Origin of the sequence: Nonomuraea sp. NPDC005692 (assembly GCF_040631115.1) — a bacterium.
In the GTDB taxonomy this organism is placed as follows: Bacteria; Actinomycetota; Actinomycetes; order Streptosporangiales; family Streptosporangiaceae; genus Nonomuraea.
In genome coordinates this window covers 131231-145547 of the sequence record NZ_JBEXYU010000029.1, presented here as the reverse complement: position 1 = coordinate 145547, position 14317 = coordinate 131231, and the positions used below count along the sequence as shown (strand labels likewise).

General features: G+C 69.0%; 12 protein-coding genes. 9 read left to right on the top strand and 3 right to left on the bottom strand.

Annotated elements, in window-relative coordinates; genetic code table 11:
- Positions 1 to 106 precede the first annotated feature (106 nt).
- From ABZ459_RS40390 to sbnA, 3 genes are all read right to left on the bottom strand, one after another.
- Positions 107 to 1381 (bottom strand): Zn-dependent hydrolase, encoded by a 1275-nt coding sequence (locus ABZ459_RS40390; RefSeq protein ID WP_357982484.1) that lies wholly within the window; start codon positions 1379 to 1381, stop codon positions 107 to 109.
- A complete protein-coding gene (locus tag ABZ459_RS40385; protein WP_357982481.1) occupies positions 1378 to 2223 on the bottom strand; it encodes a formyltransferase family protein in 846 nt (281 codons plus the stop codon). Before ABZ459_RS40385 ends, ABZ459_RS40390 begins: the two co-directional genes overlap by 4 nt.
- Before the next feature lie 102 nt (positions 2224 to 2325).
- Entirely contained in the window at positions 2326 to 3282 is a 957-nt protein-coding gene (sbnA, locus tag ABZ459_RS40380) for a 2,3-diaminopropionate biosynthesis protein SbnA (protein WP_357982478.1), read from the bottom strand.
- A gap of 699 nt (positions 3283 to 3981) precedes the next feature.
- On the opposite strand from sbnA, the gene sbnB reads away from it, so the two are divergent.
- From sbnB to ABZ459_RS40335, 9 genes are all read left to right on the top strand, one after another.
- Positions 3982 to 4956 carry a 2,3-diaminopropionate biosynthesis protein SbnB gene (gene sbnB / locus ABZ459_RS40375; protein ID WP_357982475.1) on the top strand — a complete coding sequence of 325 codons (975 nt, stop codon included), beginning with the start codon at positions 3982 to 3984 and terminating at the stop codon, positions 4954 to 4956.
- A gap of 63 nt (positions 4957 to 5019) precedes the next feature.
- Positions 5020 to 5991, top strand: a complete 972-nt coding sequence (locus ABZ459_RS40370; RefSeq protein ID WP_357982472.1) for a 3-oxoacyl-[acyl-carrier-protein] synthase III C-terminal domain-containing protein — start codon at positions 5020 to 5022, stop codon at positions 5989 to 5991.
- 32 nt (positions 5992 to 6023) lie between these two features.
- Positions 6024 to 7184: an acyl-CoA dehydrogenase family protein gene (locus tag ABZ459_RS40365; RefSeq protein WP_357982468.1), complete on the top strand. Its 1161-nt coding sequence runs from the start codon at positions 6024 to 6026 to the stop codon at positions 7182 to 7184.
- On the top strand, positions 7181 to 8383 hold the full coding sequence (locus ABZ459_RS40360; RefSeq protein ID WP_357982465.1) for a hypothetical protein: 1203 nt from the start codon (positions 7181 to 7183) through the stop codon (positions 8381 to 8383). Before ABZ459_RS40365 ends, ABZ459_RS40360 begins: the two co-directional genes overlap by 4 nt.
- Complete coding sequence (locus tag ABZ459_RS40355; protein WP_357982462.1) at positions 8380 to 9243, top strand: 3-hydroxyacyl-CoA dehydrogenase family protein; 864 nt, start codon at positions 8380 to 8382, stop codon at positions 9241 to 9243. The genes ABZ459_RS40360 and ABZ459_RS40355 overlap by 4 nt, the downstream gene beginning before the upstream one ends.
- A gap of 12 nt (positions 9244 to 9255) precedes the next feature.
- A complete protein-coding gene (locus tag ABZ459_RS40350; RefSeq protein WP_357982459.1) occupies positions 9256 to 9513 on the top strand; it encodes a phosphopantetheine-binding protein in 258 nt (85 codons plus the stop codon).
- A 50-nt stretch (positions 9514 to 9563) separates the two neighbouring features.
- A complete protein-coding gene (locus ABZ459_RS40345) occupies positions 9564 to 10577 on the top strand; it encodes a TauD/TfdA family dioxygenase (protein WP_357982455.1) in 1014 nt (337 codons plus the stop codon).
- Positions 10570 to 13494 carry an AMP-binding protein gene (locus ABZ459_RS40340; RefSeq protein WP_357982452.1) on the top strand — a complete coding sequence of 975 codons (2925 nt, stop codon included), beginning with the start codon at positions 10570 to 10572 and terminating at the stop codon, positions 13492 to 13494. Before ABZ459_RS40345 ends, ABZ459_RS40340 begins: the two co-directional genes overlap by 8 nt.
- Positions 13491 to 14303 carry an alpha/beta fold hydrolase gene (locus tag ABZ459_RS40335; RefSeq protein ID WP_357982449.1) on the top strand — a complete coding sequence of 271 codons (813 nt, stop codon included), beginning with the start codon at positions 13491 to 13493 and terminating at the stop codon, positions 14301 to 14303. The genes ABZ459_RS40340 and ABZ459_RS40335 overlap by 4 nt, the downstream gene beginning before the upstream one ends.
- The last annotated feature ends 14 nt before the right edge of the window (positions 14304 to 14317 follow it).

Below are 14317 nucleotides of genomic sequence, written 5' to 3'. Positions count from 1 at the left end.
GGCCCGACATGTCGGACATCTTCTGGCCGCTCCGCGATAACTTCATTGTTGCGTGTCCCTTCTCGGATCTGGCCCGCCGCCGGCACACATCCGCGATGTCTCGTGGTCAGGCGAGAGCGCTGCGATCGTCGTCGCCGCACAGGGCGGTCACGACGTGCGCCAGCAGGTTCGTGGCCTTGTGGCAGGCGGCCGGATCGGAGTACTCCCGCGGGGTGTGGCTGATCCCGTCGTACAGACCAGGCACGAAGATCATGGCGGACGGGCAGAGTGCGGCCATCTCCTGAGCGTCGTGACCCGCCCCGGAGATCAGGGAACGACGGGAGTACCCGAGGGTGCCGGCGACGTCGGCGACCAGACGCCGCAGGGGCTCGGAGAACGGGACCGGCTGTGTACGCGCGAGCCGCCGCAGAGCGGCCGCGGGCCCGTCCTGTCCCTCCCGCTCGACGAGTCCGGACAGGTGAGCCTCCGCGTCGGTGACCAGCCCGTCGTCCGGCGCCCGCAGGTCCACCGTGAAACTGGCCAGCCGCGGCACGATGTTCGTCACACCGGGTTCGAGGCGCATGCGTCCCACGGTCATCATGAGCCCGCCGTCCTGCCGGGCGGCGGCGTACTCGAACAGCGCGGCCATCAGCCGGGTGGCTGTCTTCGCGGCGTCCACCCGCAGATGTGCCGGCGTTGCCCCGGCGTGGGCGGCCTTGCCGGTGACGGTCAGTTCGTGCCACGAGATGGCCTGGACGCCTGTGGGCAGGCCGATGTCCACGCCCGCCGAACTCAGGATGGGGCCCTGCTCGATGTGGACCTCCAGATAGGCGTACGGCGGTGCGAGAACCGAGCCGTGTCCGGCGAAGCCCGTCTTCTCCAGCGCTTCGCCCAGCGTCACTCCGTCGGCGTCGCGCAGGGCCAGCGCCTGCTCCAGCGGTATGCGTCCGGCCGCCACCGCGCTGCCGAGCATGTCCGTGCCGAAGCGTGAGCCCTCCTCTTCGGTGAAGACGGCGACGACGACGGACCGCCGAAGGGAGTGCCCGGCCTCACGCAGGGCCCTGATGACCTCCATCGCCGCGAGAACACCCAGCGCTCCGTCGAACATGCCGCCCTGCGGAACGCTGTCCACGTGAGACCCGATCATCAGCGGGGGAATCCCAGGGTCGGTGCCGTCGTACCGTCCGAAGAGGTTGCCGACGGCGTCCGTCCACACGTCGAGACCGACGTCGGTCATCTGCCGCAGCAGCCATTGCCGCGCCTCGACGTCGGGCGGCGTGAGCGCCGGTCTGGACACCCCGTACAGATCTGAGGCGGAATCGTGGAATCGCCCGAAGCCTGCGAGCTCGGTCAGCGAGGACCACAGCCTGTCCTGATGTACGTGGGCGGGCGCTGGCCTCATGGCACCTGGTCCAGATTCTCCTCGGCACGCCACTCCAGGAACTGCGCGGCGGCACGGCGTGCGGTCTCCTCGTCGAACGTCCTGCGCCGGAACGCCGGTTCGGCGGGCGGGGCCTGTACGGCTCCGGCCGGCGTGCCTGCGTCCGCCTCGCCGAGCCGTTCGCACAGGCGGACCAGCAGGTCGAAGGTCAGCTTGAACGACGCCGCCTTGCACGCCCACAACGACTCGAACGCGAGCGGCCGGGGCAGCCGCTCGGCATAGATGACCGGTCCGGTGTCGACTCCGCCGTCGATGTAGTGCACCGTGCCGCCGACCGCGCGCAGGAACCGCGCGCGGTCGCCGGCCGCCGCCACCTGTTCGAGCGCGTGCATGCCGCGCGCGTGCGGCAGCACGGCGGAGTGCCCGTTGATGATGTCGGCCTCGTGCGGCTCGAGCCAGTCCTTGCCGAGCAGTTCGTCGAGGAAGACGAGGATCTGGCCGCCGGCCGGCCACTCGGTCTGGACCAGATGCCGCACCTTGGGGTCGTTGAACGTGGCCCCGACCTGCCTGTACGGTGTCTCGCGGTGGGCCGACAGCGCGGGAAGGCCGTACATGCGGACCATGGCCAGGTCCGTACGGCTCAGCTCCCCGTAGACCTTCTCCAGCCGGGCCCGGTCGCGGCTGTTGTCGATGCGGCTCCCGTGCAGGTCGGCATGGACGCGCAGCCGCTCGTCCAGGAGGGTCTCGTCGGCCGGCTCCCGAACGTAGACGGCGTTGGGCGCCCCGCGCTCGGGAACGGCGTCCCACGCGTCGATGAGGAACGAAGCATGAAGGGTGGCCTCGGTCAGCAGGGGCCGTGTCACCGTGGATCCTCTCGTCGAAATCGCGGGCGGTTCTCGTCGACCTTGTCGTAGTCGGTCATGCCGCACACCGCCCCTTTCCTTACGCTCCAAGCCACGTACGTCTCACAAGGGTGCTTTCAGGTCGGGCAGCTGCTCGACCCAGGCGTCGTCGTACACCGTGTCGGCGTAGCGGTCGGCCAGATCCGGGGAGATGGTCACGGAGACGAGCTCACGGTCGGGGTCCGCGTTCTCCAGCCAGGAGAGCGCCCCGCTGACCACCGTGCCCGTGGAACCGCCTGTCAGCAGTCCCCTGGCGGCCAGGCGGCGGCAGCAGCCGACGCTGTCGCGTTCGGAGACGTGCACGATGTCGTCGAACATCGCGCGATCCACCAAGGGCGGTGTGAGGCCGGCCCCCAGACCGGGGATGAACCGGGAGCCGGGAGGGCCGCCGAACGTCACGGAGCCTTCCGCGTCGACGGCGACGACGCGCACCCAGGGCTGGTGCTCCCTGAAGTACTGGGCGCAGCCCATCGCGGTGCCGCCGGTGCCCACGCCGACGAACAGCACGTCGAGGTCGGGTACGGCCTTCGCGATCGCCGGAGCGGTGCCCTCGTAGTGGGCCAGGCGGTTCGCGGCGTTCTCGTACTGGTTGAGCCAGACGAGCCGGGGATCGGCCGCGCATCGGGAGCGCACGTAGTCAAGACGTGCGAGCAGGTATCCCTGGACGGGGTCGGGGTCCTTGATGAGGATCACCTCGGCCCCGAGGGCCCGCAGGAGGTTGAGCGTGGAGCGGTTGCAGCGTACGTCGGTGACGCAGACGAAGCGGTAGCCCTTGCCGGCCGCGATGACCCCCAGCGCGACGCCGAGGTTTCCCGAGGACGACTCGATGATCGTGGAGCCCGGGACGAGCCGTCCTGATCGTTCGGCGTGCTGTACCAGGGCGAGCGCCGTCCGCAGCTTGATCGAGCCGGCGGCGTTGTGCCCCTCCATCTTCAGGTAGAGCGCGCGTCCGAACAGCCCCTTCAGGTCGAGGAAAAGGTCAGGAGAGGTGATTTCGAATGGGTGGCGCACAATGGTCATTGCTGCTCCTGACGCTGACCCTTCCCAAGGCCGGTTGCGGTGGACGCAGGGCGTTCGAGGGCCGGCACCGCCTCACCCTTGTCGTCGTCGGGATCGCCGGGCGGGCCAGGGGAGTCAGGCCCGCGCATCGTGCGCCGCCGCGCGCGATGACAGCCGATTCACATTGTCATTCAGAATGTCCAGCACGGAACGCAGGTCTCCTTTGGCCAATGGCTGCTTTGCCGAAGGGGTATGGAGACGGCGCAGCACCGACGGTTTCCCGTGAACAGGTTCTCGTCGTACCGGCCGAGCGGCTCAATTACTCGATGAACCGATGGAACCCCTCCCCTCAAGGGTTACCACATGTCATGGCGGCGCGGCCCCGGCACAGCCTCAGCCAGGATCGCCGAGACGGCCACGCGAGTCAACGGCCAATTCTGAATGGTCACTGTCGTGTTCATGACCGGCCTTGCCGGGTACGGCAAGGCGCTTCTCCATTACAAGGAGTCAAGATTACTGTATGTGATCGCACAGTGCCCGGTAAGTGCGGACGTGGACCGCTCAACAGGAACTTCGCGTCAGCCTTGACGGTCTCTCAGCAGCCGAGTTACCGTCCTTGACGTTTGCGTCCCATTTCGGAGGCACCATTTGCATCTCGAGCCACCAATGCTTAGTCCGCTGCCCGAAGTCAGTACGAACGGTCATCCACCCGTATTTCGGGTGTTGCACAGCGCCTCCGTCCAGGAAGTATTCGACGCGCATCTGGCTGATGTTCAGCAAGTGGTGCGTGCTGCCTACCTGCGGTACGCCGCCGGCTTCTCGGTCAATCCGGCCAGTCACTTCCTGAGATTTCCCGATCATCCGCGAGATCGCATCATCGCGTTGCCCGCCAGAGATCGGAACGAGCGCGCGGACCGGGCCGGGATCAAATGGATATCGAGCTTTCCCGGGAATGTCGAGGCAGGACTCCCGCGTGCCTCCGCCGTCATCATCCTGAACGACATGGGGACCGGATTCCCCATCGCGTGCCTCGAGGCGTCAGCCATTTCCGCGGCGCGCACCGCGGCCTCCGCCGCCCTCGCGGCACGGGTGCTGCACCCGACCACGGAGGGACAGGTGCTCGGGATCGTGGGCTGCGGACCCATCGCGAGGGCCGTCCACCAGCATCTCCGGGCGGACGGCTGGTCCTTTCGGGAGATCGTGCTCGTCGATCTCGTGCCGGCCCGGGCGGAGGCCTTCCGCGCCGGCCTGGAGGAGGACGTTCGGATCGTGCCGAGCGTCCAGGACGCGCTCGACGCCGCTGACCTCATGCTGTTCGCCACCACCGCCGCCGAGCCGCATTTCCTGGACGCCGACGGGGTTCACCCGAGGCACACGATTCTCCATCTGTCACTGCGTGACCTGGGAGTCGGCGTCCTGCACCGGGCCCAGAACATCGTCGACGACCCGGCACACGCCATCCGGGAGAGCACGTCGCTCGGCCTGGCGGTCGAACGGTACGGCGCTGAGCTCATCGCCGGCACTCTGGCGCAGGTCATCAGCGCCGAGGTCCCGGCCGATCCACACCGCCCCCGCATCTTCTCGCCGTTCGGGCTCGGCGTGCTCGACCTCGCCGTCGCGGGGTTCGTGTACGACCACGCGGTACGCGCGGGAACGGCGATCGAGGTGCACGATTTCTACGCGCCGCCCAGCTAGCAGCACGCGGAGCGCCCTATGCGTCCTGAACGGACGCTGAGGCATGAGGAAGGGGTCGTAACGTTGGACGAACACCGGCCGGCCGCCGGACACATCGGCCTGGGCGCGCTCCACTGCCTGTTCCCGGAGCGGTTGTTGCCGGTCGGCGAGGTCGACCCGGAGGCGGACGAGGATTTCCTGCGGGCGTGCGGTGCGCAGACGGTGGGCGTCATCCCTGGTCTCTCGCAGGGCGACCTGGCTGCCGAAAGCTGCAGGCGACTGCTGTCAGCCGACGACCGGCCGATCGACGTGCTGCTCCATGTCGCGGGCCGGGCACCCGACACGCTGCTCGGCAGCGACGCGACGAAGATCCAGCATGAAGCCAAGATGCCGGCCCGGATGGCGCTGACGGTGGACGGGCTCGGCTGTGTCGGATCGAGCGCGGCCTGGGGGCTCGCCCGTGACCTGCTGCTCGCGGACCCGGGGCGCGAGCGCATCCTGGTCACGCACGGCAGCAAGCCGACGGGCCGGCTCCGGGTGAGGCCGCCGGTGACCGTGGTGGGAGACGGTGCCTTCGCCATGACTCTGGTCCGGGGTGGCCGGCCGTACCTCGAGTCGCATGCCCTGGAGACCGACGGCAGCTACCACGATCTGTTCAGGGTGGACTACAAACGAGTGGCCTGGCACGGCTGGGTCGAGGAATGCGCGGATCCGGCCCGGTACACCTTCGAACTCGCGCTGGAGAGCAGAAGGCGCCTGTCCGGCTTGACGGAAAGGGTGCTTCAGGCGGCGTCCGTCACCCTTCAGGACGTCAAGGCGGTCCTCATGCAGAACGTCTCCGTGCGGGCCTTCGACTTCTACAGCGATCTGCTCGGTGTTCCCGTTCACCCGGTATGTCGGGCGATGTTCGAGCGATACGGCCACCTGGGCGCGATGGACGTGGTGGCCAACCTGGATGCCCTGCTCAAGTCGCCCGACGTCAGCACGGGCGACCGGGTACTCGTGCTGAACAACAGCGCTTCGGCGGCCTGGTCCGTCTCCCTCTGGCGCGTCTGAACCCCGTTCCGACATCGAGCAATGAGGTTGTCTTGGACTTCTCTGTCACTCCAGAACAGCGACGCCTGGTAGGGGAGACCCGCTCCTTCGCCGACAGGTTGGAGGAGCTCTCGGACGCTCGCGATGAGGGAGTCTTCAACAAGGCGGCGTGGGAGACGTGCGCGGCTCACGGCGTGCTGGGCTGGCTGACCCCCACCGACCACGGCGGCGCCGGGCACGATCCGGTCTCCGTGGCCCTGATGCTGGAGGCTCTGGGGCTGGGCTGCTCGGACAGCGGGCTGCTGTTCGCGGTCAACAACCACCTGTTCTCCTGCACCACGTACGTCATCGACCACGGCTCGGCGCAGCAGCGGGCCGAGTGGCTGCCGCGCCTGGCGAAGGGCACGGCCATCGGAGCCCACGCCCTCACCGAGACAGAGGCCGGCTCGGACATTCTCGCGCTGACCACACGAGCGCGCCGCGAGGACGACCACTTCGTCCTCGACGGCCGCAAGACCTACATCAGCAACGCCCCCATCGCCGATCTGTTCGTCGTCTTCGCCCGCACGGACGGCGAGGCGGGCGCCTCGGACGGCATCAGCGCCTTCCTGGTCCCGGAAGACCAGCCGGGGCTGTCGGTGCGCCCGCTGGCGAAAATGGGGCTCGGTGGTACGCCGATGGGCGAAGTGACCTTCTCCGGCTGTGTCCTGCCCGGCAGTGCGCTGCTCGGCCCTCTCGGCAAGGCGTACCAGATCTTCCAGACCGGGCTTGTCTGGGAGCGCGGATTCATGTTCGCCACCCAGGTGGGCGCGCTGCGCCGGCTGCTCGATCAGACAGTGTCGCACTGCAACCGGCGCCGCCAGTTCGGCCGGCCGATCGCTGCCAACCAGGCGGTGAGTCACCGGATCGCCGATGCCCAGCTCCACGCGGAACTCGCCCGTCTGCTGCTGTACAAGCTGGCCTGGCGCGTCAAGGAGGAACACGTGCCGATCAAAGAGGCGTGCATGCTCAAACTCCTGGTGAGCGAGGCGCTGAAGAGTGCCTCACTCGACCTGCTGCAGTTTCAGGGAGCGGCCGGTTTCCTCGCGGGGTCGGCGGCGGAGCGGCAGGTCCGCGACAGCCTGGCGACCAGCATCTACGCGGGAACCTCGGAGATCCAGCGATCGGCGATCGCCGCGATGTCCGGGCTCGTCCTGGACGGGACCCTCTCATGACGGCGCACGAGCTGCGCCTCGAACCCCCGCTCACCGAGCAGGCGCAGATCGAGGAACTACGGCGGCAGACGTTCTTCATCTCCGAGCAGATCCACGATTTCACCATCCGGTACGAGGACGGACACGCCGCTGTCGCACTGACCGTCGAGACGCCGGAGGAATGCGACCCGGTCCGGCTCCAGGGGCTCGTCGACGCATTCGTGGACCGGGAGATCCGGCCCCTCCGGGGACTGCCGAAGAACCGGCTCTGGGTCTCCCCCCGGGATCCGGCCACCCTGCGCTACCACCGGTTCGACGCGCTCGCCCGCGCTGGTCTGATCACGGAGGTGCAGCCCGGCCAGGTCGTCCTCGCCGACGGCGCGATCCGCCTGTACCGCGCTCTGGACGAGGCCGTGGTGTCGCGGGTCACATCGTCGTTCGAGGCGGTGGAGCACCAGTATCCGGTGACCTTGCCGCTCACCGTGCTGCAGCGCAGCGGGTACTTCGGGTCGTTTCCGCAGCACGTCTACTTCGCCTCCCGGCTGAAGGGCGAGCTGCCTGTCTACGAGGGCCTGGCACGTGCGAGCGGAAGCCCCGACCTCGGCCGGTTGCTGCTCGGCAGCGCCGCCACCGTCGAGAAGGTGCTGCCGCCCACGATGTGCTACCACACCTTCGCCAGGTTCGCCGACTCCAGCGTTCCGAGCACACTGACGTGTGTCACCAGCCGGGGCTCGGCCTTCCGCCACGAATCCCGCTACCACCGCACGGCCGAGCGGCTGAGCGACTTCACCATCAGGGAGACCGTCTTCCTGGGCGCGCCGGAGCGGGTCGAACAGGCGCTGGCCGTCCTGCGTGCCGACCTGCTGGCGCTGGCCGAAGAGCTCGGGCTCGCAGGCTGGTGCGAGCAGGCCCACGACCCCTTCTTCGCCTCGGGGGCCGACGCGAATCGTGCTGACACGCAGCTCATGCTCGACCTGAAGCACGAGCTCAGGGTCAACGTCACCGCGACGGACTCGCTGGCCGTCGCGTCCTTCAACGTGCACAAGACCCACTTCACGGACGCGTTCGGGATCCGCGGTCACGGCCTCGACGAGCCCGTGCACTCCGCCTGCGTGGGCGTCGGCCTGGAACGGCTGGTCTATGCCGTGCTGAGCCAGTACGGACCGGATGAGCGAAGGTGGCCCGGCCCCCTCCGGGCCGCCGGAAGGGAACACGTATGACGAGCACGTCGACCGGTCATCGGGTGGCTGTCGTCGGTGCCGGGACCATGGGAATAGGGGCCGCGCACGCCTTCGCCCTCGCCGGGATGGACGTTCTTCTTCTGGACAAGAGCACGCAGGCACTCGACACGGCGCTCCGCCAGATCAACACCAACGTGCGCCTGTACGGGTTGATCGACCCGCGGCTCAGCGCCGGCGCGGAGGTGCTGGACCGCGTCAGGGTCGGCACCGATCTCGCCGAGGCACGCGACAGCGACTGGCTGATCGAGAACGTCACCGAGAACCACGATGTCAAGAGGGAGGTTCTGGGTCTCCTCGACGGCGTCTGCAGACCCGGGGTGCCCATCGGCGCCAACACGTCGGCGATCCCCATCGGCGTGCTGGCCTCGTACACCGAGCACCCGGAGCGCGTCATCGGGGTGCACCTGATGAACCCGGTGCCGCTCAAGAACGTCGTGGAGGTCATCCCGAGCGTCCACACCTCGGCGGCGACGCTCACCCTCATGAGGGAGTGCCTGGGCCGGGCGGGCAAGACGACCGTGACGGTCAACGACTCGCCCGGCTTCGTGACGAACCGCATCGCGATGCTGATGGTGAACGAAGCGGTGCACTTGCTGGCCGAGGGCGTCGCCGACCCCGCGAGCATCGACAGGCTCATGCGGGGCTGCCTGGGCCACCAGATGGGCCCTCTTGAAACCGCGGATCTCATCGGCCTGGACACGGTGCTGTATTCCCTCGAGGTGCTGTCGGCCCATCGCGACGAAGACAAATTCGCGCCGGCCCGGCTGCTGCGCGAATACGTGGCGTCCGGACGGCTCGGACGCAAGTCCGGAGAAGGCTTCTACTCCTACACCTCCTAGAAAGGGGCGGCCATGAGGGACACCGTGAAGAGCTTCCTGCGCGAACGCGGCGCGGCGCCCGAGCTACGGGACGACGACGACCTGTTCGACGTCGGCGGGCTGAGCTCGATGGCGGCACTGCAGATCGTGGCATGGATCGAGGACACCTTCGACATCGTGATCAAGGCAGCAGATCTCCATCTGGGCAATTTCCGCACCATCGACGCCATCTGCTCCTACATCGAGCGGCACACACCGTCCCTGAGCGGCACGGGCGGCGAGGCCGAGTAAGGCCGCCGGCGCGAAGACCAGCATTCATGGCCACCAGGAGGTGAACACACGTGAGCAAATTCGACCGCTTGTCACAGGCCCAGGCCGTTGTTCAGGCAGCCGAGCACCGCGAGTTCTTCCTGAACGACGCGAGGCTGCCACTGGTCGTGGAAGTGGATCCAGACCTGGATCTGGGCCACTGGGTGACCCAGCACAAACCGCGTCTCAGGCGGCAACTGTCCGAGTACGGCGCGCTCCTGTTCCGCGGCCTGAAGCGGTCGTCGTTCGAGAAGGTCTTCACCGGGCTCGCGGATCAGGCGGTGGACTATCGCGGTGGCGCCGCGATCCGGAGCCGGGTCGACTCGGGAACCTACACGGCGAGCGAATATCCGGAATCCCTGGACATTCGCCTGCACAGCGAGTTCTGCTACTCCAACGACTGGCCGATGTTGCTGTTCTTCTTCTGCGACATCGCTCCCCGTGACCGTGGTCAGACGCCCATCGTCGACAACCGGAAGGTCATGCGGCTGCTGCCGGACGACGTCGTCCGCCAGTTCCGCGAGCGCGGGCTCCTCTACATGCGCGGGTACGGCTACAACCGCACCTGGCAGCGCTCCTACGAGACCGACAGCAGGGCCGAGGTGGAGGAGATCTGTGCCCGCGAGGGCCGGCGCTGCGAGTGGCGGGAGAACGACCAACTGCGCACCTTCGAGCGCCGGGAGGCCGTCGCGCGACACCCCGGCACGGGCGAGGAGGTGTGGTTCAACTTCGCGCACGGCTTTCACATCTCCCGCATGGACGACGACATCCGCGCCGCGCTGTCCACCTCGGACGACGACTCGGACGAGGCGCTGTGGCCGAACAACGTCTACTGGGGCGACGGCGAGGAGATCGACGGAGACGTGATCGCCACGGTCAACGAGATCGTCGAGGAGCAGGCCGTGCAGTTCGACTGGCAGGAGGGGGATCTTCTCGTGGTCGACAACATGATCTGTGGCCACGGGCGGCGCCCGTACTCCGGTGAGCGCAGGATCCTGCTCAAGATGGCGGACTCGTTCCTGCAGGGGAGGACGGCCGATGCGTGAGGACCAGGACCGGCCAGAGGCGGACGACCGGGACGGAACAGCCACGCTGCTTCCGCTCGTGCCCACGCAGCAATCCCTCCTGCACTACGCCGAGCGGCCGTTCCTGCTCACTCTGGAGGCCCCAGAGCGCCCATCGGCCATCGCGGACCGGCTGCGACGTGTTCTGGAGGACGTGCCCGCCCTGCGCATGAGGCTGCGCGAGGTGCCAGGGATGCGCGCGCCGCGGCAGGCGCCGGACACGGTCCGCATGCACAACGGTCCCCAGGACGTCGTCGAGATCGCCTCGGGCGCGCTCACGCTCAGGCTGGAGCCGTCGAGCTCCGGCTCCCGGCTGCGCCTGACCGGAGACTGGGGGATGGTCGACCCGATCTCCCTGCGGGCGCTCGTCGCGGCGGCGGCCGGTGGGCAGGCACCGGACGCCGATCAATCCGAGCGGTTCGCCGCCATCGTCACCGCCTACGCGCAGATGGCCAAGGAGGGTGAACTCACGGAGGAGGACGCCTACTGGCGGCGGGTGCCCAGCCGTTCCGGACACGACCCGCTCCACCTGGCCGAGGCTGCGGACGGTGCGTCCCGACCGCGCATCGCCGTCCTGGAACTCGATTCGGACATCGGGTCGAGTCTGTGCTCGGTCGCCCAGAAGTGGGAGGTCGCCGCGGACGACGTCGCCTATCTCGCGCTGTCGGCGGTGCTCTGCCGGCTCTCCGCGGAACCGCTGCTCGGCCGCGTGTGCGACGCGCGGCCGACCCTCGGCCTGGAAGGTCACATCGGCGCGTTCAGCCAGATCCTGCCGGACGTGCCCGAGCTCGCCCCCGAGCAGCCGCTGCGGGATGCCATCCGCAGCCAGTCCGAACGGCTGGCCGGACACGTGGCGATGGCCGGAGGCGCCGCCCTGCACTCCGCGGGCCCGCGCCCGGCGCTCGTCTTCGAGCCCGGTGACGGCTGGCGGCTCCCTCCGGGATGGCGCTCGGAGGAGTGGTGCCTGGGCGTTCATCAGGCGGTCACGCTGCGGCTCGCATCCCGCGACGGCCGCCCCGTCCTGGAAGCCGGATCCCTGCACGCCCGGACGGGGGAGCGACTCCAAGCACTCCTCGAGGCCTGGCACAACGCTCTGACGGCGATCCTCGCCGACCCGGACGGCACGTGCGGCCAGACCACCCTGCTCTCTCCCGCGCGGACCGCCGTGCTGCGAGAGACGCTCGACGTTCCCGTGAGCGGCAAGCCCGGCGACCTCTGCGCACTGGTGCACGAGCACGCCGCGCAGGGGCCGGAGAAGGTCGCGTTCGCCGCCGGGACCCGGCGCGTCACCCGGCGGGAGCTCCGGCAGCGCATCGCGCGCACCGTCACGGCACTGGGCGACACACCGCCCGGATCGGTCGTCGGCGTGCTCGCGGACAACAGCCTGGACCTGCTCGTGGGCTGGTTGTCGGTGTTGTGGCTCAACGCGACGGTCCTGCCGTTGTCGCCCGAGGAACCGCGGAAGAGACTCAAGGACGCCCTGGAGAACACGAAGGCGGCAATCCTCCTGCACCAGGGTGGCCTCGCCGAGATCGCCGCGGCGCTCCACCCCCGTGCGATCGACCTCTCGCAGGGGCCGGACGGTTCCGCGAGGCCGCCGGAGCGCTGCCGGCCGGACGACCTGGCGTACCTCATGCGTACGTCGGGCTCGACGGGCACGCCGAAGATCGTCGCGGTCACCCGCGGCAATCTCGACAACTACCTTGACGGGATCGCCCGGGACCTGCACATCGGCGAGCGGGTCATGCCCTGGGTGGCGGCCCCCATCTTCGACGCCGGGCTCAAGCAGTTCCTCGGCCCCCAGTACGCCGGCGGCACGACAACGCTCCTGGACGTGCAGCGTACGGATCTGGGCGGCGTCGCCGAGGAACTCGCCGCCTACGAGACGGCCTTCGATCTCAACTGCGTGCCGAGCTACTGGTCCGCCCTGCTCGACGAATTCGCGGCAGAGGCGGAGCCGCCCCTCGCCCGGCTGCTGCTCGGCGGCGAGCCGGTCTCGCCGCGGCTCCTCGAGCGGACCGCCGAGCGGTTCCCCCACACCGAGGTGTGGAACCTGTACGGGCCGACGGAGGCCACCGCCACCGCCACCGCGGGCCGGGTGGCTCCGGACCGCGCGATCGACGTCGGGGCGGGCGTGGCGGGCGCCCACGTGGTCGTCGCGGATCGGTGGGCGTCCCCGTTGCCCGAGGGGTTTCCCGGTGAAGTGTGGCTGGCAGGGCCCGGTGTCGCCCGGGGCTACCTGGAGGACGGCGTCGTCGTCCCGTTCGGGACCATGAGCGTGGGCGGCCGGGAGATTCCCGCCTATCGTACGGGTGACCTGGGATTGCTTTCCGGTGGACGCCTTCGTCTCAGCGGCAGGAAGGACCGGCAGGTCAAGATCCGCGGGTGGCGGGTGGACCCGCAGGAGCTCGAGATGGTCGCCGAGAGGCTCACCGGCACCCGTGCCACGGTGCTGGTGAGCGACCGCGGTGAGGCGGCGCTGCACCTGTTCTACACCGGCGCGATCGCGAGCGAGGAGATGACCGCCCATCTGCGGCGAGAACTGCCGGCGGCCTTCATGCCGACGGTGACGCGGGTGGCGGCCTTCCCCCATACGCCCACGGGCAAGCTCGACGAGCAGCGGCTGCTGACCATGATGGAGCACGCCGCCCAGGTCGACCCTGAGCGGGACTATTCGCCGGCAGAGCGCGTGGTGGCACGCGTCTGGCTGGAACTGCTGGGAACGGACTGGCCCAGCCCGGAGGCCGACTTCTTCACCGTGGGGGGTCACTCGCTGGCGCTGGCGCGGGTGGTGAGCATTCTGCGCGCGGAGGGTCATGACCGGCTCACGCTCAAGGCCGCCGTGCGCGATCCCACCATCAAGGCGATGGCCCGGCTCCTCGACACGCCCGGGTCATGACCTTCGGCGAGCAGGAGGGGAACCTCCACACCCTGGTCTGCGACGGCCCTGCGGCGCTGGCGTTGGTCCACCCCGCGAGCGGAATGGCCTCGGCGTTCCGGCGGCTGCCGCCGTACCTGCCGGGCGGCTTTTCCCTGCTGGCCTTCGAGAACGCCCAGCCGGACGACGACACGCCCTGTTCGGTGGCGGCCCTGTCGGAGGTGTACGCCGATCAGTTGCTGCGGCAGCCGTTCGGCGACGTCGTCCTGGCCGGGTGGTCCTTCGGCGGCACCGTCGCGGTGGAGCTGGCCGTGCGGCTGGAGGCGGCGGGCCGCACCGTGTCAGGGGTCATCCTGATCGACTCCGCTCCTCCCGAGGTGCTGGCGCGTACGGAGCGGACGCGGAGCAAGGAGCTGGCAGGGCTCTTCGAGCTCTCGGCGGAGGACGAGCGGGCCATCGCGTCGGCTTCCTCTCCTGAGGAGTCGTGGGACCTGGTGCTGCGCGTCCTGCGCGAGCGGCATCGGCTCCCGTCGCTGACCATGGACGATCTCCAGCCGTTCCTTTCCGCCTACTCCTGGCATCTGGCAGCGATCCGGGCTCCTTGGACGCCGCCTGCCCGGCTGGGGTGCCCGGTCGTCCAGATACGGGCGGAGGACGAGACCGGCTGGGGGAACCTGCCGGGAGACCTGGGGTGGGCGGAGACGCTGAACGGCACGGTTCACGTCGCCGGGACTCCGGGCGATCACTACAACCTGCTCAGCGCGGAGAACGTCCCCTTCTTCGCACGCGTGTTGATGACCTGCCTGAAACGTCTGGATTGGCCGAAGTGAGCCCCGAGGACGAC

Excerpts from the sequence above, each read along its gene's own strand:
- ABZ459_RS40355 (WP_357982462.1), top strand. The coding sequence starts at position 8,380 with ATGACGAGCACGTCGACCGGTCATCGGGTGGCTGTCGTCGGTGCCGGG.
- ABZ459_RS40360 (WP_357982465.1), top strand. The coding sequence starts at position 7,181 with ATGACGGCGCACGAGCTGCGCCTCGAACCCCCGCTCACCGAGCAGGCG.
- sbnA (WP_357982478.1), bottom strand. The coding sequence starts at position 3,282 with ATGACCATTGTGCGCCACCCATTCGAAATCACCTCTCCTGACCTTTTC.
- ABZ459_RS40350 (WP_357982459.1), top strand. The coding sequence starts at position 9,256 with ATGAGGGACACCGTGAAGAGCTTCCTGCGCGAACGCGGCGCGGCGCCC.
- ABZ459_RS40340 (WP_357982452.1), top strand. The coding sequence starts at position 10,570 with ATGCGTGAGGACCAGGACCGGCCAGAGGCGGACGACCGGGACGGAACA.
- ABZ459_RS40335 (WP_357982449.1), top strand. The coding sequence starts at position 13,491 with ATGACCTTCGGCGAGCAGGAGGGGAACCTCCACACCCTGGTCTGCGAC.
- ABZ459_RS40390 (WP_357982484.1), bottom strand. The coding sequence starts at position 1,381 with ATGAGGCCAGCGCCCGCCCACGTACATCAGGACAGGCTGTGGTCCTCG.